Source organism: Marinobacter sp. B-21, assembly GCF_056857895.1.
In genome coordinates this window covers 1-17,113 of sequence record NZ_JBSXNZ010000068.1, presented here as the reverse complement: position 1 = coordinate 17,113, position 17,113 = coordinate 1, and the positions used below count along the sequence as shown (strand labels likewise).

Below are 17,113 nucleotides of genomic sequence, written 5' to 3'. Positions count from 1 at the left end.
TCAGCCGGGGGTTGAAAGCAGTCAGATTGAGGGCACATATCCCTCGCAGGCGGCGCATTGTAACAGAAGGCGCCGCAACGGGGGACCGGTCACTGCGCCTTGCCCCCTACACCCTTTTCGCCGTGGGGGACCCAACGCGGTATAATTTTCGTTTTTATCCGAGCGAGGTGTTATGGACCATATCCAGATCAAAGGGGCACGAACCCACAACCTGAAGAACATCGACCTGGATATGCCTAGGGACAAGCTGATTGTGATAACCGGCCTTTCCGGTTCGGGCAAGTCATCCCTGGCGTTTGACACGCTCTATGCCGAAGGCCAGCGACGTTACGTGGAATCCCTGTCCACCTATGCCCGCCAGTTCCTGTCCATGATGGAAAAACCGGATGTGGACCACATCGAGGGCCTGTCACCGGCGATTTCCATCGAACAGAAATCCACCTCCCACAACCCTCGCTCCACCGTGGGCACCATCACCGAGATTTACGATTACCTCCGGCTGCTCTTCGCCCGGGCCGGAGAGCCCCGCTGTCCGGACCACGGCCAGCCCCTGGAGGCGCAGACCATCAGTCAGATGGTCGACCAGGTACTGGCGATGCCGGAGGACAGCAAACTGATAATCCTGGCACCGGTCATTCGTGACCGGAAAGGCGAGCACCTCCAGGTGGTCGAAACCATGCGCAGCCAGGGGTTTATTCGCCTTCGGATCGATGGCACGGTTTACGACATCGACGACGCCCCCGCCCTGGACAAGAAACGCAAACACCAGATTGATGTAGTGGTCGACCGCTTCAAGGTCAAGCCGGGTCTGGAGCAGCGCCTTGCCGAGAGCTTTGAAACCGCTCTGGAGCTGTCGGATGGCATTGCCCTGGTTGCTCCGATGAGCGGTGAAGGTGAAGAACATACCTTCTCCGCCCGCTACGCATGCACCCAGTGTGGCTATGCCCTCAGTGAACTGGAACCCCGTCTGTTCTCGTTCAATAACCCGGCCGGCGCCTGCCCGACCTGCGACGGTCTGGGTGTAAAACAGTTCTTCGATCCGGAAAAGATTGTCCAGCACCCGGAAGCAACGCTGGCCGCCGGTGCCATCAAGGGCTGGGACCGGAGAGCTGTCTACTACTTCCAGATGCTCGGCAGCGTAGCAGAGCATTATGGTATCGATCTGGAAACGCCCTGGGCGGAGCTGTCTGAGGAATTTCGCAACGTGTTGCTGTTCGGCTCCGGCAACGAAGACATTCCGTTTCGTTATGTGAATTCCCGGGGCCATATCATGGAAAAGGCTCATCCGTTCGAGGGCATTCTGCCAAACCTGGAGCGCCGCTACCGGGAGACCGACTCCCAGAGTATGCGGGAGGAACTTGCCCGCAACCTGAGCACCCAGCCGTGCAAGGATTGCCACGGCTCACGTCTGCGCCGCAGTGCCCGCCATGTATTTATCGAAGATCACAACATTTCAGACGTAACCCGGCTGCCCGTGGGCGACGCGCACAACTATTTCGAGACCCTGGCCCTGCCCGGGCAAAAAGGGGAAATCGCTGAGAAAATCCTGAAGGAGGTGCGGCAACGCCTGCAGTTTCTGGTGAATGTCGGCCTGGAATACCTGACTCTTGAGCGTAGTGCGGACACCCTGTCCGGCGGGGAAGCCCAGCGGATCCGTTTGGCCAGCCAGATTGGCGCGGGGCTGGTGGGCGTCATGTACATCCTGGACGAGCCCTCCATCGGCCTGCACCAGCGGGATAACGACAGGCTGCTGGCCACCCTCACCCACCTCAGGGATCTGGGCAACACCGTTATTGTGGTTGAACACGACGAGGACGCCATCCGTGCCGCCGATCACGTGATCGACATCGGCCCGGGTGCCGGCATCCACGGGGGGAAAGTCATCGGACAGGGCACTCCTCAGCAGATCATCGACAATCCTGACTCGCTCACTGGCCAGTACCTTAATGGCACCCGGGAAATTGCGATTCCCAAAGAACGACACAAGGGCAACGGTCAAACACTGACCCTGTCCGGTGCAACAGGAAATAATCTCAGGGATGTCACCCTTACCCTGCCCCTCGGGCTGATGACCTGCATCACCGGTGTATCAGGTTCGGGCAAGTCAACCCTGATCAACAGCACCCTGTATCCGGTGGCTGCCACCAAGCTGAACAAGGCCTCAAGCCTGAACCATTCGCCCTATCAGTCCCTGAAGGGCCTGGACCAGCTAGACAAGGTCATCGATATTGACCAGAGCCCCATCGGCCGAACTCCACGCTCCAACCCCGCCACCTATACCGGCCTGTTTACTCCTATTCGGGAACTCTTCGCCGGCACCCAGGAGTCTCGCTCCCGGGGGTACAAACCCGGGCGCTTCTCTTTCAACGTCAAAGGCGGCCGCTGCGAGGCCTGCCAGGGTGATGGCGTAATAAAGGTAGAGATGCACTTCCTGCCAGATGTGTATGTTCCCTGCGACGTCTGCAAGGGCAAACGCTACAACCGTGAAACCCTGGAAGTCCGCTACAAGGGCAAGAACATCAACGAAGTCCTGCAAATGACCGTTGAGGAGGGCCGGGAATTCTTCGATGCCGTGCCGTTCCTCGCCCGCAAACTCCAGACCCTGATGGACGTGGGCCTGTCCTACATTCGCCTGGGCCAAAGCGCCGTCACCCTCTCCGGCGGCGAAGCCCAGCGGGTAAAACTTGCCAAGGAACTGTCCAAGCGGGATACCGGCAAAACCCTGTACATCCTGGACGAACCGACCACCGGCCTGCACTTCTATGACATCCAGCAGCTGCTCAATGTACTGGAACGCCTGCGGGATCACGGCAACACCATTGTCGTGATCGAACACAATCTGGACGTGATCAAGACCGCCGACTGGATCATCGACCTGGGCCCGGAAGGCGGTTCCGGTGGCGGACAGATTATCGCAGAGGGTACACCCGAAGAAGTTGCAGATAGCCCGGCTTCCCACACGGGTCGTTACCTGAAACCGATGCTGGGGAGATGAACATGGGGTCAGATGAAAGCTTTCATCTGACCCCGCTGTCACGGGCAAACACGGGGTCAGATGAAAGCTTTCATCTGACCCCTTTTTCATTCCAGGCACAAAAAAACCGGAAGACTTGACCCTTCCGGTTTTTTCGAACCAAGCCGAGGCGATTAATCCTCGTCTTCGTCCACTTCTTCCGCCTCAATATCCAGTGGGCGACCAACCAGCTCAACAAATGCCATGGGGGCATTGTCGCCGGCACGGAAACCGCACTTCAGGATACGAAGGTATCCACCCGGACGCTCGCTGTAACGGGGACCAAGCTCACCAAACAGCTTGGCAACCGCTGCATCGTCGCGCAGGCGTGAGAACGCCAGACGACGATTCGCGACCGAATCATTCTTGGAAAGCGTGATCAAAGGCTCAGCTACCCGGCGAAGCTCTTTGGCTTTCGGCAGCGTTGTTTTGATCAGCTCGTGTTCAACCAGTGACGCAGTCATGTTACGGAACATGGCCTTGCGATGCGCACTGGTCCTGCTGAACTTACGACCACTCTTACGATGACGCATTGCTCTGATTCCTTACCTTAAACCAATCGGCGATTAACCGCCCAGAACCCGGTCGTCGCCACGAAGGCTAGCCGGTGGCCAGTTATCAAGACGCATACCCAATGACAGACCACGGGACGCCAGAACGTCCTTGATCTCGGTCAGCGACTTTTTACCAAGGTTAGGCGTCTTCAACAGCTCAACTTCTGTGCGCTGGATAAGATCGCCGATGTAGTAAATGTTCTCAGCCTTCAAGCAGTTAGCTGAACGCACTGTCAACTCCAGATCATCAACCGGGCGCAGCAGAATCGGATCGATTTCTTCCTCTTCTTCAACGCGCTCGGGTTCTTTCTCATGATCGAAATCGACGAACACCGCCAGTTGCTGCTGGAGAATGGTAGCCGCCCGGCGAATTGCTTCTTCCGGGTCGATGGTGCCATTGGTCTCCAGGTCAATAACCAGCTTGTCCAGATCGGTCCGCTGCTCTACCCGTGCACTTTCCACGGCATAAGCCACACGACGAACCGGGCTGAACGTTGCATCCAGCTGCAGGCGTCCGATGGCACGAGTTTCGTCCTCGTCAAGACCACGCTGGTCTGCCGGCTCATAGCCGCGACCACGGGCAACGCGGAGCCGCATGTTCACTTCACCTTTCTCGCTAAGGTGACAGATCACGTGCTCCGGGTTAGCAATCTCGACATCATGATCCAGCTTGATATCACCGGCTGTCACAACGCCCGGGCCTTTCTTGCTGAGCGTAAGCTCGGCATCGTCCCGACCGTGCATTTTTACGGCGACGCCCTTGAGATTCAGAAGAATCTCAATCACGTCTTCCTGGACACCCTCAATGGCACTGTACTCGTGCAGGACACCGCCGATCTGCGCTTCAGTCACGGCGCAGCCCGGCATCGAAGACAAGAGAATCCGGCGCAGTGCACTACCCAGGGTATGACCAAAGCCCCTTTCCAGAGGCTCAAGCGTAACCTTGGCACGTGTGGCGCTTGATTCCTTCACGTCAATGGTACGAGGTGTCAATAACTCATGTACTGAACGCTGCATAGACGCCCCTATCTGCTATCGTTGCTACTTACGTTGCAAATCAGGCTTTACTTGGAGTAAAGCTCGACGATGAGGTTCTCGTTGATGTCGGCCGGCAATTCAGTACGCTCGGGTACTGACCTGTAAACGCCGGACATCTTGTTGGCGTCGACCTCTACCCAGCTCACCGGTGCACGACTTGCAGACAGATCCAGTGCGCCTTTGACACGCAGCTGGTTTCTGGCCTTCTCACGCACACTCACAACATCACCCGGCTTGACCTGATAGGAAGCGATATTCACTACCTTGTCGTTTACCAGGATGGCTTTGTGAGAAACGAGCTGACGGGACTCTGCACGGGTAGAACCAAAGCCCATGCGGTATACAACGTTATCCAGGCGGCCTTCCAGAAGCTGCAGCAGGTTTTCACCGGTTGCACCTTTGATTCGGGCTGCCTCTTTATAGTAGTTGCGGAACTGCTTCTCCAGTACGCCGTAGATACGACGAACTTTCTGCTTTTCACGAAGCTGTACGCCGTACTCGGACAGACGACCGCGACGCGCGCCGTGCATACCCGGCGGAGTCTCGATGTTACACTTTGAATCGAGCGCGCGAACACCGCTCTTCAGAAAAAGATCTGTCCCTTCACGACGAGACAGCTTGCACTTCGGGCCTATATAACGAGCCATAATTCACTGTCTCCTGTGTTAGACGCGGCGCTTTTTGGGCGGACGACAGCCGTTATGGGGAATCGGCGTCACATCTGTGATGTTGGTGATCTTGTAGCCACACGCGTTCAGCGCGCGAACTGCAGATTCACGTCCGGGCCCAGGACCCTTAACCTCTACGTCCAGGTTTTTAAGGCCGTATTCAGCAGCCGCATTACCGGCTCTTTCAGCTGCTACCTGCGCAGCAAAAGGTGTACTCTTGCGTGACCCACGGAAACCGGAACCACCGGAGGTGGCCCAGGACAGGACGTTGCCCTGACGGTCAGAAATGGTCACGATAGTGTTGTTGAAGGACGCGTGAATGTGCGCGACGCCATCAACAACCGTCTTTTTCACCTTTTTACGGGTACGTGTACCTGGCTTTGCCATGATTGCCTACCTGTTACTTACGAATAGGTTTGCGAGGACCTTTACGGGTGCGTGCGTTGGTCTTGGTGCGCTGGCCACGGACCGGAAGGCCATGACGATGACGCAGACCACGGTGACATCCGAGATCCTTCAAACGCTTAATGTTCATCTGTACTTCACGACGCAGATCGCCTTCGACAGACACCTTGCCCACTTCAGTACGAAGTGCTTCAAGCTGCTCGTCGCTCAGGTCCTTGACCTTGACGTCCGGCTTGACACCGGTTGCGTCGCAAAGCTTCTGGGCTGTTGTCTTGCCAACACCAAAGATGTAGGTCAGCGAGATAACAGCATGTTTGTGATCGGGTATATTGACACCGGCTATACGTGCCATCCAAATTACTCCGCGTTCAAAGCTTTGCTGTGTGAATTTTCCGCCACTATAAAAGGGCGCGAAATAATAGCGCCTGACCCCGGCTGGGGTCAAGCGCTATTATTCGTACCCTCTACAATGTCAGTTCCGGATCCGATGCGGATCAGCCCTGGCGTTGCTTGTGACGAGGCTCCGAGCAAATGACCCGTACCGAGCCATTGCGACGAATTACTTTGCAGTTACGGCAAATTTTCTTTACCGAAGCGCGTACTTTCATTGTCGACTCCAGTTTTCAAGGGGAACGGGATTAACCGTTCCGACCATAGCCCTTGAGATTGGATTTCTTCATCAGCGATTCATACTGATGGGACATCAGGTGCGACTGAACCTGCGCCATGAAATCCATCACCACGACTACAACAATCAGCAGTGAGGTACCACCCAGATAGAACGGTACATTCCCGGCCACCATCAGGAACTGAGGAAACAGGGACACTGCTGCAATGTACATTGCACCGAACAACGTCAGGCGGGTCAGCACACCATCAATATACTTGGCGGTCTGATCACCAGGACGGATGCCCGGAATAAATGCGCCAGAGCGCTTGAGGTTATCCGCAACTTCTTTCGGGTTATACATCAGGGCTGTGTAGAAGAAGCAGAAAAAGACCACTGCTGCTGCAAACAGAATAATGTACAACGGCTGGCTGGGAGCAAGCGCCTGCGACACATCGCTGAGCCATTCCATGCCCTCGCCCTGACCAAACCACTGGCCGATCGACGCCGGGAACAGCAGGATGGAAGACGCAAAGATGGGCGGAATAACACCGGCCATGTTCACCTTGAGCGGCAAGTGACTGGATTGCTGGGCGAACACCCGACGACCCTGTTGCCGCTTGGCATAGTTAATGGTCAGCCGACGCTGCCCACGCTCCATAAAGACCACAAAGCCAATCACAGCAATCGCCAGAACGCCAATACCAAGAACCACCAGCAGGCTCATCTCACCGTTCCGCGCCTGTTCCAACGTCTGACCGATTGCTCCGGGCAGGCCGGCCACGATTCCTGCGAAAATCAACAGTGAAATGCCGTTGCCTACGCCGCGCTCGGTGATCTGCTCACCCAGCCACATCATGAACACCGCGCCACTGACAAAGGACACAACTGCCACAAAGTGGAAGCTGAAGCTATCATTGAAAGTGACACCCTGCGATGCCAGACCGACAGAGATACCAGCGCCCTGAACCAGGGCGAGGATAACCGTACCATACCGCGTGTACTGGCTGATCTTGCGCCGACCAGCTTCGCCCTCTTTCTTCAGCTGCTCAAGCTGCGGACTGACCGCAGTCATGAGCTGCATGATAATCGAGGCCGAGATATACGGCATGATACCGAGAGCGAAGATACTCATGCGCTCAAGCGCACCACCGGAAAACATGTTGAACATACTCAGGATTGTGCCCTGATTCTGCTCAAACAATGCCGCCAGACGGTCCGGGTTGATACCCGGCACCGGAATGTGGGCACCGATCCGGTACACCAGCAATGCCAGGAAGACAAACCAGAGCCGCGATCGCAGCTCTGCCAGTCCTTTACCCGCGCCCGCAGGCAATGATGCGTTCTTGGCCATTTAGTCCTCGACTCGCCTTAGTCTTCGACTTTACCACCCGCGGCAGAAATTGCCTCGCGCGCGCCTTTGGTTACCCGAAGTCCCTTGACGGTTACCGCACGGCTCAGTTCACCGGACAGGATAACCTTGGCTTCGCGAATTTCTTCACGAATGATATCTGCCTTCTTCAGGGCTTCGAGATCAACCACATCGCCTTCGACCTTCGCCAGTTCGTTCAGGCGAATTTCGGCAACATAACGCTGCTGGCGAGACGTGAAGCCGAACTTCGGCAGACGACGGGCCAACGGCTGCTGACCGCCCTCAAAACCAGGTGCTACGCTGCCGCCGGACCGGGCCTTCAGACCCTTGTGACCGCGACCACCGGTTTTACCGAGACCACTACCGATACCACGACCAACGCGCCTGGCGGCCGGACGTGAACCGGGTTCTGGACTAAGTTCGTTCAGACGCATCTTAGTTCTCCTCAACCCGAACCAGGTAATCAACCCGGTTGATCATGCCGCGGATGGAAGGTGTATCTTCCACTTCCACGGTGTGACCGATTTTACGAAGACCCAGGCCCTTCACACACAGTTTGTGCTTGGGCTGGCAGCCGATGGGGCTGCGGGTCAGAGTTACTTTGATCGTTTTTGCGTTCGCCATGACTTCAACCCAGAATCTCTTCCACGGTCTTACCGCGCTTGGCTGCAATATCTTCAGGCGCCTGTGTCGCCTGGAGACCCTTGATGGTGGAACGTACAACGTTCACCGGGTTGGTAGACCCGTAACACTTGGACAGTACGTTCTGAACACCCGCAACTTCCAGTACCGCACGCATCGCACCGCCGGCGATGATACCAGTACCTTCGGACGCCGGCTGCATGTAGACCTTGGAGCCGCCATGCTGAGCCTTGACCGGGTATTGCAGAGTGGTGCCGTCCAGCGGAACCTCTACCATGTTTTTGCGTGCAGCTTCCATGGCCTTCTGGATAGCAACCGGCACTTCACGCGCCTTGCCACGACCGAAACCAACGCGACCTTTACCATCACCCACTACAGTCAGTGCGGTGAAGGCGAAAATACGGCCGCCTTTAACCACCTTGGCGACGCGATTGACCTGAACCAGCTTCTCCTGGAGCTCAGGCGCCTTCTGTTCGTTAACGCTCATCTTCTCCACCTCTTAGAATTGCAAGCCAGCTTCACGGGCTGCGTCGGCCAACGCCTGGACACGGCCGTGATAACGGTAACCGGAGCGGTCAAAAGCAACCTGCTCAACACCTGCCGCCTTGGCACGCTCAGCAATCAACTGACCGACCTTCTTGGCAGCGTCCACGTTACCGGTTGCACCCTGGCGCAGTTCCTTATCCAACGTGGAGGCAGTGGCAATAACCTTGCTGCCATCTGCAGTCGTGACCTGGGCGTACATGTGACGCGGTGTGCGATGCACGCACAGGCGATTGGTACCCAGCTCACGGATCTTCATGCGCACTTTGCGTGCGCGACGCAATCTTTCGTTATTCGCGCTCATAGTCCCGCCTTATTTCTTCTTGGCTTCTTTGCGTCTGACCTGCTCATCCGCATAACGAACACCCTTGCCCTTATAAGGCTCGGGCGGACGGAACGCGCGGACTTCCGCAGCGACCTGGCCAACCTGTTGCTTGTCGATACCGCGAATCACAACTTCCGTATTGGACGGAGTTTCTGCGGTAATCCCCTCGGGCAGCTCATACTCGACCGGGTGCGAAAAACCCAGTGTCAGGTTGAGCTTCTTACCTTGCGCCTGGGCACGGTAACCTACGCCCGTCAGCTGAAGTTTACGTTCCCAGCCTGTGGAGACACCGGTCACCATGTTGTTGACCAGTGCACGAGTAGTACCAGCAAGAGCGCGGGACTGTTTAGCACCATCGCGAGCCGCAAAGCGCAGAACATTTTCTTCCTGCTTTACTTCAACCGCCTGGTGAATGGTGATTTGAAGCGCTCCCTTGGAGCCCTTCACATTGATTTCCTGTCCGTTCAGCTTAACCTCAACACCGGAAGGCAGCACGACAGGATTATTGGCAACCCTGGACATGTGGTTCTCCTAGAATACGGTGCAGATGACTTCGCCACCCACGCCAGCAGCACGTGCGGCGCGGTCTGTCATAACGCCCTTGGACGTTGAGACAATCGCGACTCCCAGACCACCGGATACTTTCGGCAGTTCCCCAGCGCCTTTGTACTGGCGCAGACTCGGACGGCTGACCCGCTTGATCTCTTCAATAACCGGCTTGCCACCGAAGTACTTCAGAGTGATCGTCAGCTCGGGCTTCGCGTCGGCTGAAACGGAAAAATCGTCAACGTAACCTTCATCCTTAAGGACCTGGGCTACGGAGATCTTCATCTTTGAAGACGGCATCGCAACGTCTGCTTTTGATGCCATCTGTGCATTACGGATACGAGTGAACATATCCGCAAGCGTGTCTTGCATACTCATTGGTATGAGGCTCCTGATCTTTTTAGTTGTGCAGCGGCGTGCCGCACCGCTTACCAACAGGCACCTGACCGGAGTCAGGGTACCTATCTTACCAGCTTGCCTTGGTCAGGCCCGGAACGTCACCACGCATGCCGTATTCACGGAGTTTGATCCGTGAAAGCTCGAACTTGCGCAGAACGCCGTGCGGCCGACCAGTCACCTGGCAACGATTACGAAGACGCGAAGGGGACGCATCGCGAGGAAGCTGCTGAAGCTTCATCTGTGCATTCCAACGGTCATCATCGCTGGTATTCGGGTTCTTGATAATCGCCTTGAGTTCAGCACGCTTTGCTGCAAATTTCGCAACAGTCTGCTCGCGCTTGAGCTCACGGTTCTTCATGGAAACCTTAGCCATTACACTCGTTCCTTATTTCTTGAACGGAAAGCCAAAGGCTTTCAACAGTTCGCGACCTTCATCGTCGGTACCGGCAGTGGTGGTAATGGTGATGTCCAGACCACGGATCTTGTCGACTCTGTCGTACTCGATCTCGGGGAAAATGATCTGCTCACGCACACCCATGCTGTAGTTACCACGACCGTCGAACGACTTGGGATTCAGACCCCGGAAGTCACGAATGCGGGGAACCGCAATGTGAACCAGGCGATCAAAGAAATCCCACATACGTTCGCCACGCAGGGTAACTTTACAACCGATAGGCCAACCTTCGCGGATCTTGAAACCCGCAACGGATTTACGTGCCTTGGTAACAACCACTTTCTGACCTGCCAGGCGCTCAAGATCCGCCACGGCATTTTCAATCAGTTTTTTGTCACCAACCGCTTCGCCGACACCCATGTTAAGGGTGATCTTTTCGATACGCGGCACCTGCATCACGTTCTTGTAGCCGAACTCTTTCTGCAGGGCGGGTACCACTTCCTTACTGTACTGCTCTTTACTGTTAAGCATCGTAACCACCACCGCTTACTGGTTATCGACAGCTTCGTTCGTGGACTTAAAGATCCGCACTTTCGCGCCGTCTTCCCTGGTCTGGAAGCCTACACGATCGGCTTTGCCGGTCTGCGGATTAAAAATAGCCACGTTGGAAGCCTGGATAGGTGCTTCTTTTTCGACGATGCCACCTGGGGAGCCCAGCATCGGGTTTGGCTTGGTGTGCTTCTTCATCATATTGATGCCAGAAACAACCATACGGCCATCATCCTGAACCTTCAGGACTTTACCACGTTTGCCTTTATCTTTCCCCGTAGTGACGATTACTTCGTCATCTCGTTTGATCTTTTTCATAACCGGCCTCTGGTCCTTTAAAGTACTTCGGGTGCCAGTGAGATAATTTTCATGAACTTCTCATTACGCAGTTCACGGGTAACCGGTCCGAAGATACGGGTACCAATAGGAGCGTCCTGATTGTTCAGAAGTACTGCCGCGTTTCCGTCGAAACGGATCAGCGAACCGTCGGGACGGCGAACACCCTTGCGGGTGCGCACCACGACAGCTTTCAGGACCTGGCCTTTCTTCACTTTACCGCGGGGGATGGCTTCCTTGACGGTCACCTTGATGATATCCCCTACGCTGGCATAACGCCGGTGTGAACCGCCCAGGACCTTGATGCACATCACCTGACGCGCACCGCTGTTATCCGCGACTTCAAGCATTGTTTGAGTCTGAATCATGGTTGTTCTCCGGGCGAATTACACCTTGGATGCACGTTCGGTGACTTCCACCAGGGCCCAGCTCTTGGTCTTGGAGACCGGACGGGTTTCCTGAATGGTCACAGTGTCGCCGATGTTGCACTGATTGCTCTCATCATGAGCATGGATCTTGGTTGAACGCTTCATGTACTTACCGTACAGCGGGTGTTTCACCTGACGTTCGACCAGCACCACAATGGATTTCTCCATCTTGTTGCTCACGACCTTGCCGCTCAGAGTTCTGGCAGTTTGGGTAGCTTCAGTCATGTCACTGTCCTGCCTTGTCATTCAATACTGTTTTCACGCGAGCGATGTCGCGCTTCACCTTAGCGAGAAGATGAGACTGATTCAGCTGACCTGTCGCCTTACGCATGCGCAGGTTGAACTGCTCCTTCAGGAGGTCGATCAACTCTTTGTTCAGCTCCTCGACGGATTTTTCACGCAGCTCTGTTGCTTTCATCACATCACCGTCCTCGTTACAAAGGTGGTCTGTACCGGCAATTTGGCCGCAGCGAGCGTGAAAGCTTCGCGTGCCACGTCTTCGGCGACACCTTCCATCTCGTAGAGCATGCGGCCTGGCTGGATTTCAGCCACCCAATACTCGACAGAACCCTTACCTTTACCCATTCGAACTTCAAGCGGCTTTCCGGTGATCGGCTTGTCCGGGAAGACCCGGATCCAGATCTTACCGCCCCGCTTGATGCGACGAGTCATGGTACGACGCGCTGCCTCAATCTGGCGCGCAGTTATACGCCCACGGCTGGTCGCCTTCAATCCGTATTCACCGAAGCTCACCTTGTTGGCGCGGTGAGCAAGACCGGTATTACGGCCTTTCATTACCTTGCGAAATTTGGTGCGTTTTGGTTGCAGCATAAGAGTGCCCCTTTACTTAGAACCTTTCTTCCCAGAGGCTTTCTTGTCAGCACGGACCTGCTCCATACCACCAAGAATCTCACCTTTGAAGATCCATACCTTGACGCCGATTACGCCGTAAGTGGTATGCGCTTCGTAGGTTGCGTAATCAATATCTGCACGCAGAGTGTGCAGAGGTACACGACCTTCGCGATACCACTCGGAACGCGCGATTTCAGCACCCCCGAGACGACCGCCTACCTGGATCTTGATACCCTTGGCTCCCTGGCGCATGGCGTTCTGTACCGCACGCTTCATAGCGCGACGGAACATCACACGACGCTCCAGCTGGCCGGCAACGTTTTGCGCTACCAGGCGGGCATCCAGGTCCGGCTTGCGGACTTCTTCGATGTTGATATGCACAGGCACACCCATCATGTCGCTTACTTCGCGACGCAGACGATCAACATCTTCACCCTTCTTACCGATAACAATACCGGGACGGGCAGTATGGATCGTGATACGGGCGTTCTGAGCAGGGCGCTCGATCACAATCTTGCTGACAGACGCCTTCACCAGGCGCTTGTCGAGGAATTCGCGAACCTGAATATCATTCAACAGGTTTTTCGCGTATTCCTTTTTGTCGGCATACCAGACTGAGTTGTGCTCTTTGATCACACCCAGGCGCATACCGGTTGGATTTACTTTATGACCCATCTGAGCATCTCCTACTTGTCGGCGACCTTGACGGTGATATGGCAGGTGCGCTTGAAAATCCGGTCAGCGCGCCCCTTGGCTCGAGCTTTGATTCGCTTGAGCGTCGGACCCTCATCCACCATCACGGTGGAAACCCGCAGTTCGTCAACGTCCAGACCTTCGTTGTGCTCAGCGTTGGCGATGGCAGACTCAAGAGCTTTCTTGATGACTGTTGCCGCCTTTTTCGGGCTGAAAGTCAGAATGTTCAGGGCGTCCTCAACAGCCTTGCCGCGTACTTGGTCAGCGACAAGACGTGCTTTCTGAGCTGAGAGGCGAGCGCCCTTGTACTTGGCTGCTACTTCCATTTCTATTACCTCACAATCAGCGTTTAGCTTTCTTGTCGGCCGCATGACCACGATAAGTACGCGTTGCCGCGAACTCACCCAGTTTATGCCCAACCATATCTTCGGTGACATAAACCGGCACGTGCTGCTTGCCGTTGTGGACTGCAATGGTCAGGCCTACCATCTCCGGAAAAACTGTTGACCGACGCGACCAGGTTTTGATCGGCCGCTTGTCATTAGCTTCCAGAGCTGCCTCGACCTTCTTCAACAGATGCAGGTCTATAAAAGGACCTTTCTTCAAAGAACGTGGCACAGCAATTACCTCTATGTAGTCGTTTACTTGGCCGAACGACGACGTACTATCATCTTGTCAGTACGCTTGTTCTTACGAGTCTTATGCCCTTTGGTCGGAACACCCCACGGAGTAACCGGGTGACGCCCGCCAGAGGTACGCCCTTCACCACCACCATGTGGGTGGTCAACTGGGTTCATAGCAACACCACGTACGGTTGGCCGTTTGCCGCGCCAGCGTGATGCACCCGCTTTACCAAGCTGCTTGAGGCTGTGCTCGCTGTTGGATACTTCACCCAGCGTGGCACGGCAATCTACAAGCACCTTTCGCATTTCACCTGAGCGCAGGCGGATGGTGGCATAAGCACCTTCCCGGGCAACCAGCTGTACGGATGCGCCCGCGGAACGGGCCAGCTGTGCACCTTTGCCAGGTTTGAGTTCGACGCAGTGGACCACGGAACCGACCGGAATATTCCGGAGCGGCAGCGTGCTGCCCACTTTAATCGGCGCGTCGATACCGGAGCGCACAGGATCACCGATCTGCATACCCTTGGGAGCGACAATGTAACGACGCTCGCCATCGGCGTACTTCAGCAGTGCAATGTGCGCAGAGCGGTTAGGATCGTATTCCAGGCGCTCAATGACCGCCGGGACACCATCTTTGGTCCGCTTGAAATCGATAACACGGTAGTGCTTCTTGTGACCACCACCCATGTGACGGGTTGTAATGCGGCCTACATTGTTACGACCACCCGTCTTGTTCTTTCTTTCTACCAACGGCTCGTAAGGGCGCCCAGTGTACAGATCCGGGTTGTAAAGCTTTACAACGTGACGGCGTCCGGCAGATGTTGGTTTGGTTTTGACGATCGGCATATTACGACCCCTTTACCTTATTCCACATCCAGAAAATCGATGTCCTGACCTTCAGCCAGCTTTACGTAAGCCTTACGAATGTCATTACGCTTGCCGAACCCGCGGGTGGTGCGCTTGAGCTTACCCTTTCGGTTCAGAACCTGAACACCTTCTACGGTGACGTTGAACAGCTGCTCAACGGCCTTCTTGATCTCGGGCTTGGTGGCATCCGGGGCAACCCGGAAAACAACCTGGCCGTGCTCGGCCACCAGAGAAGCTTTTTCCGATACGTGCGGCCCAAGCAGGACCTGATAAATGCGTTCCTGATTCATCCCAGCATCTCCTCGATCTTCTTCAGAGCGGGAACAGTCACAACGACTTTCTCGAAGGAAACCAGGCTAACCGGATCCAGGCCAGCAATGTCGCGCACGTCAATGTGCGGGATGTTGCGTGCTGCCAGGTGCAGATTCTGCTCGACATTGTCGGACAGAATCAGTGCGTTGGTCACACCGATATCCTTCAGCTTGGCGTTGAATGCCTTGGTCTTGGGGCTGTCAACGTTCATGTCGTCAACAACAACCAGACGCTCCTGGCGAACCAGCTCGGAAAAAATGGAGCGCATCGCTGCGCGGTACATCTTGCGGTTAACCTTCTGCTCAAAACTACGGGGCTTTGCTGCGAAGGTAACGCCACCGGAGCGCCAGATCGGGCTACGGATAGTACCGGCACGGGCACGACCGGTGCCCTTCTGACGCCATGGCTTTTTACCGCCACCGCTGACTTCGGAACGCGTCTTCTGAGCCTTGGTACCCTGGCGGCCAGCTGCCATGTAAGCAGTAACAACCTGGTGAACCAGCGACTCGTTAAAATCTTTGGCGAATGCGGCCTCGGAAACAGAGATTCCCTTGCCGCTACCCGTAATAGTCAATTCCATCGCACCGCTCCTCAGGCTTTAACTGCAGGCTTGATGACAACATCGCCGCCAGTTGCGCCGGGTACGGCACCACTTACCAGCAGCAGGTTGCGCTCGGCGTCGACACGGACAATTTTCAGGTTCTGCACGGTAACCTGTGCGTTACCCATCTGGCCCGCCATCTTTTTGCCCTTGAATACCTTACCCGGAGTCTGGTTCTGACCAATGGAGCCCGGAGCACGGTGAGAGAGGGAGTTACCGTGGGTAGCGTCCTGCATGGAGAAGTTCCAGCGCTTAACGCCGCCCTGAAAACCCTTACCTTTGGACTGTCCGATGGCATCAACCACCTGACCGTCTTCAAAGACGGAGGCCGTAATCTCGCCGCCGGCAGCCAGGTCTTCACCTTCGCCATCAGCCAGGCGGAATTCCCACATACCACGACCGGCTTCAACGCCCGCCTTGGCAAAGTGACCAGCCTCACTCTTGGTTACACGGGAGGAACGACGGGTACCCACAGTAACCTGAACGGCACGGTAGCCATCGCTTTCAAGAGTCTTAAGTTGGGTAATCCGGTTGGGCTCAACCTCGATTACCGTTACGGGCAGCGCCTGCCCGTCTTCCGTAAAAATACGGGTCATACCGGCCTTACGACCGACAACACCAATTGCCATGTTTCACCTCTTAAGTGTACGGGGCTCTCACCCTCTATGGCCTTATGACAGTTACACAGACTGATACCGGGCAGGTATTAGCCGAGGCTGATCTGAACGTCTACACCTGCTGCCAGGTCCAGCTTCATCAAAGCATCTACTGTCTTCTCCGTCGGCTCGACGATGTCGAGCAGACGCTTGTGAGTACGAATTTCATATTGATCGCGCGCGTCCTTATTGACGTGCGGAGAGACCAATATTGTGTACTTTTCCTTCCGCGTCGGCAGAGGAATAGGCCCACGCACCTGAGCGCCGGTCCGCTTGGCGGTATCGACAATCTCCTGCGTGGACTGGTCGATAAGGCGATAATCAAACGCCTTCAACCGGATTCGAATTTTTTGGCTTTGCATGATGCACCAAACTCCACTCGTAGCAGCTACTAGTTAGCCGACCTTCAAAAAAAGGAGCCGCATTGTATGCATAATACCCAACCGTGTCAACTGCCATGCAGATTGACACGGTTGGGTAACATATGCGGCTTTAACAGAAAAAGGGGCTGATACTTCAGCCCCTTTTTCCCGGACCAAACGAGCGAATTACTCGATGATCTTGGAGACCACGCCGGCACCAACGGTACGGCCGCCTTCGCGAATCGCGAAGCGCAGACCATCTTCCATGGCGATCGGAGCAATCAGGGTAACACTCATCTTCACGTTGTCACCCGGCATAACCATTTCC

30 protein-coding genes are annotated in these 17,113 nt (G+C 55.5%); 1 reads left to right on the top strand and 29 read right to left on the bottom strand.

The window, feature by feature from the left end; genetic code table 11:
- Window positions 1–172 precede the first annotated feature (172 nt).
- Window positions 173–2,995 (top strand): excinuclease ABC subunit UvrA, encoded by a 2,823-nt coding sequence (uvrA, locus tag AC13C0_RS08505; RefSeq protein WP_341581306.1) that lies wholly within the window; start codon window positions 173–175, stop codon window positions 2,993–2,995.
- 152 nt (window positions 2,996–3,147) lie between these two features.
- Here uvrA and rplQ read toward each other — a convergent pair whose 3' ends face one another.
- The 29 genes from rplQ to AC13C0_RS08360 all read right to left on the bottom strand — a co-directional run.
- A complete protein-coding gene (rplQ, locus tag AC13C0_RS08500; protein WP_117619479.1) occupies window positions 3,148–3,546 on the bottom strand; it encodes a 50S ribosomal protein L17 in 399 nt (132 codons plus the stop codon).
- A gap of 33 nt (window positions 3,547–3,579) precedes the next feature.
- On the bottom strand, window positions 3,580–4,584 hold the full coding sequence (locus AC13C0_RS08495; RefSeq protein ID WP_117619478.1) for a DNA-directed RNA polymerase subunit alpha: 1,005 nt from the start codon (window positions 4,582–4,584) through the stop codon (window positions 3,580–3,582).
- A 47-nt stretch (window positions 4,585–4,631) separates the two neighbouring features.
- Window positions 4,632–5,252: a 30S ribosomal protein S4 gene (gene rpsD / locus AC13C0_RS08490; RefSeq protein WP_099619753.1), complete on the bottom strand. Its 621-nt coding sequence runs from the start codon at window positions 5,250–5,252 to the stop codon at window positions 4,632–4,634.
- Between the two features lie 18 nt (window positions 5,253–5,270).
- Entirely contained in the window at window positions 5,271–5,660 is a 390-nt protein-coding gene (gene rpsK / locus AC13C0_RS08485; protein WP_007153992.1) for a 30S ribosomal protein S11, read from the bottom strand.
- A gap of 13 nt (window positions 5,661–5,673) precedes the next feature.
- Window positions 5,674–6,030, bottom strand: coding sequence for a 30S ribosomal protein S13 (rpsM, locus tag AC13C0_RS08480; RefSeq protein ID WP_048497755.1), 357 nt, complete (start codon window positions 6,028–6,030; stop codon window positions 5,674–5,676).
- Window positions 6,031–6,172: 142 nt separating this feature from the next.
- On the bottom strand, window positions 6,173–6,286 hold the full coding sequence (gene rpmJ / locus AC13C0_RS08475; RefSeq protein WP_008174902.1) for a 50S ribosomal protein L36: 114 nt from the start codon (window positions 6,284–6,286) through the stop codon (window positions 6,173–6,175).
- Between the two features lie 30 nt (window positions 6,287–6,316).
- Window positions 6,317–7,639 (bottom strand): preprotein translocase subunit SecY, encoded by a 1,323-nt coding sequence (gene secY, locus AC13C0_RS08470; protein ID WP_117619476.1) that lies wholly within the window; start codon window positions 7,637–7,639, stop codon window positions 6,317–6,319.
- 17 nt (window positions 7,640–7,656) lie between these two features.
- A complete protein-coding gene (gene rplO / locus AC13C0_RS08465; protein WP_099619750.1) occupies window positions 7,657–8,091 on the bottom strand; it encodes a 50S ribosomal protein L15 in 435 nt (144 codons plus the stop codon).
- A gap of 1 nt (window position 8,092) precedes the next feature.
- On the bottom strand, window positions 8,093–8,281 hold the full coding sequence (rpmD, locus tag AC13C0_RS08460; protein WP_012139786.1) for a 50S ribosomal protein L30: 189 nt from the start codon (window positions 8,279–8,281) through the stop codon (window positions 8,093–8,095).
- 4 nt (window positions 8,282–8,285) lie between these two features.
- Window positions 8,286–8,786, bottom strand: a complete 501-nt coding sequence (rpsE, locus tag AC13C0_RS08455; protein ID WP_008174892.1) for a 30S ribosomal protein S5 — start codon at window positions 8,784–8,786, stop codon at window positions 8,286–8,288.
- Window positions 8,787–8,798: 12 nt separating this feature from the next.
- Window positions 8,799–9,146, bottom strand: a complete 348-nt coding sequence (gene rplR, locus AC13C0_RS08450; protein WP_048497751.1) for a 50S ribosomal protein L18 — start codon at window positions 9,144–9,146, stop codon at window positions 8,799–8,801.
- A 9-nt stretch (window positions 9,147–9,155) separates the two neighbouring features.
- Window positions 9,156–9,689 (bottom strand): 50S ribosomal protein L6, encoded by a 534-nt coding sequence (rplF, locus tag AC13C0_RS08445; protein ID WP_117619475.1) that lies wholly within the window; start codon window positions 9,687–9,689, stop codon window positions 9,156–9,158.
- Between the two features lie 9 nt (window positions 9,690–9,698).
- A complete protein-coding gene (gene rpsH / locus AC13C0_RS08440; protein ID WP_117619474.1) occupies window positions 9,699–10,091 on the bottom strand; it encodes a 30S ribosomal protein S8 in 393 nt (130 codons plus the stop codon).
- An 88-nt stretch (window positions 10,092–10,179) separates the two neighbouring features.
- Window positions 10,180–10,485, bottom strand: coding sequence for a 30S ribosomal protein S14 (gene rpsN, locus AC13C0_RS08435; protein ID WP_048497748.1), 306 nt, complete (start codon window positions 10,483–10,485; stop codon window positions 10,180–10,182).
- Between the two features lie 12 nt (window positions 10,486–10,497).
- A complete protein-coding gene (gene rplE / locus AC13C0_RS08430; protein WP_117619473.1) occupies window positions 10,498–11,037 on the bottom strand; it encodes a 50S ribosomal protein L5 in 540 nt (179 codons plus the stop codon).
- Window positions 11,038–11,052: 15 nt separating this feature from the next.
- Entirely contained in the window at window positions 11,053–11,373 is a 321-nt protein-coding gene (gene rplX / locus AC13C0_RS08425) for a 50S ribosomal protein L24 (protein WP_117619472.1), read from the bottom strand.
- A gap of 17 nt (window positions 11,374–11,390) precedes the next feature.
- Window positions 11,391–11,759 (bottom strand): 50S ribosomal protein L14, encoded by a 369-nt coding sequence (gene rplN / locus AC13C0_RS08420; RefSeq protein WP_007154005.1) that lies wholly within the window; start codon window positions 11,757–11,759, stop codon window positions 11,391–11,393.
- 18 nt (window positions 11,760–11,777) lie between these two features.
- On the bottom strand, window positions 11,778–12,044 hold the full coding sequence (gene rpsQ / locus AC13C0_RS08415; protein WP_008174879.1) for a 30S ribosomal protein S17: 267 nt from the start codon (window positions 12,042–12,044) through the stop codon (window positions 11,778–11,780).
- Between the two features lies 1 nt (window position 12,045).
- Window positions 12,046–12,237, bottom strand: a complete 192-nt coding sequence (rpmC, locus tag AC13C0_RS08410) for a 50S ribosomal protein L29 (protein ID WP_048497745.1) — start codon at window positions 12,235–12,237, stop codon at window positions 12,046–12,048.
- Window positions 12,237–12,650, bottom strand: a complete 414-nt coding sequence (gene rplP / locus AC13C0_RS08405; protein ID WP_048497744.1) for a 50S ribosomal protein L16 — start codon at window positions 12,648–12,650, stop codon at window positions 12,237–12,239. Before rplP ends, rpmC begins: the two co-directional genes overlap by 1 nt.
- Window positions 12,651–12,662: 12 nt before the next feature.
- Window positions 12,663–13,346 (bottom strand): 30S ribosomal protein S3, encoded by a 684-nt coding sequence (gene rpsC / locus AC13C0_RS08400; RefSeq protein WP_048497743.1) that lies wholly within the window; start codon window positions 13,344–13,346, stop codon window positions 12,663–12,665.
- Window positions 13,347–13,357: 11 nt separating this feature from the next.
- Entirely contained in the window at window positions 13,358–13,690 is a 333-nt protein-coding gene (rplV, locus tag AC13C0_RS08395; protein ID WP_048497742.1) for a 50S ribosomal protein L22, read from the bottom strand.
- A 16-nt stretch (window positions 13,691–13,706) separates the two neighbouring features.
- Window positions 13,707–13,982: a 30S ribosomal protein S19 gene (gene rpsS / locus AC13C0_RS08390; RefSeq protein WP_007154011.1), complete on the bottom strand. Its 276-nt coding sequence runs from the start codon at window positions 13,980–13,982 to the stop codon at window positions 13,707–13,709.
- A gap of 23 nt (window positions 13,983–14,005) precedes the next feature.
- Window positions 14,006–14,833 carry a 50S ribosomal protein L2 gene (gene rplB, locus AC13C0_RS08385; RefSeq protein WP_117619471.1) on the bottom strand — a complete coding sequence of 276 codons (828 nt, stop codon included), beginning with the start codon at window positions 14,831–14,833 and terminating at the stop codon, window positions 14,006–14,008.
- 17 nt (window positions 14,834–14,850) lie between these two features.
- Window positions 14,851–15,144 carry a 50S ribosomal protein L23 gene (rplW, locus tag AC13C0_RS08380; protein ID WP_117619470.1) on the bottom strand — a complete coding sequence of 98 codons (294 nt, stop codon included), beginning with the start codon at window positions 15,142–15,144 and terminating at the stop codon, window positions 14,851–14,853.
- Window positions 15,141–15,746: a 50S ribosomal protein L4 gene (gene rplD / locus AC13C0_RS08375; RefSeq protein WP_117619469.1), complete on the bottom strand. Its 606-nt coding sequence runs from the start codon at window positions 15,744–15,746 to the stop codon at window positions 15,141–15,143. The genes rplW and rplD overlap by 4 nt, the downstream gene beginning before the upstream one ends.
- Before the next feature lie 11 nt (window positions 15,747–15,757).
- Window positions 15,758–16,396, bottom strand: coding sequence for a 50S ribosomal protein L3 (gene rplC, locus AC13C0_RS08370; protein WP_008174858.1), 639 nt, complete (start codon window positions 16,394–16,396; stop codon window positions 15,758–15,760).
- Between the two features lie 77 nt (window positions 16,397–16,473).
- Window positions 16,474–16,785, bottom strand: coding sequence for a 30S ribosomal protein S10 (gene rpsJ, locus AC13C0_RS08365; RefSeq protein ID WP_041341420.1), 312 nt, complete (start codon window positions 16,783–16,785; stop codon window positions 16,474–16,476).
- Between the two features lie 186 nt (window positions 16,786–16,971).
- On the bottom strand, window positions 16,972–17,113 hold a 142-nt coding region (locus AC13C0_RS08360), incomplete at its 5' end, for an EF-Tu C-terminal domain-related protein (RefSeq protein ID WP_482953788.1).